The sequence below is a fragment of the Cryobacterium sp. MLB-32 genome, from assembly GCF_000738085.1.
Lineage (GTDB): Bacteria > Actinomycetota > Actinomycetes > Actinomycetales > Microbacteriaceae > Cryobacterium.
The window spans coordinates 1-453 of record NZ_JPRS01000790.1 but is presented as its reverse complement, the minus strand read 5'-3'; the positions used below and the strand labels follow the sequence as shown (position 1 = coordinate 453).

The window sequence follows — 453 nt, the reverse complement described above, 5'->3', positions numbered from 1 at the left end:
GGTGACTTAAAACCTCGCGTCGATGCTTTTCTTGGCAGCATAGGATCACTGATTTCACCCTTACGGGCTACCCATCGGGTCTCAGGCATCATGAACGACGGATTTGCCTATCGTTCGCCCTACATCCTTAGACCGGGTCAACCATCGCCCGGCTCAGCTACCTTCCTGCGTCACACCTGTTAATACGCTAACCGCACCAGCATAGGGTCGCACGCTAGGCCCCACGCTTCACCCCGAAGATCCATCTAGGGGATTCAGATGCTTAGCATTACTGGATTAGTTTGGGCGGTTTTTCGTCAGTACGGGAATATCAACCCGTTGTCCATCGACTACGCCTGTCGGCCTCGCCTTAGGTCCCGACTTACCCAGGGCGGATTAGCCTGGCCCTGGAACCCTTGATCTTTCGGAGGACGGGTTTCTCACCCGTCTTTCGCTACTCATGCCTGCATTCTC

The 453-nt window shown here is 55.0% G+C and carries 1 rRNA gene; it reads right to left on the bottom strand.

The window, feature by feature from the left end:
• A 23S ribosomal RNA gene (locus tag JF66_RS22765) occupies positions 1–453 on the bottom strand; the annotation flags it as partial.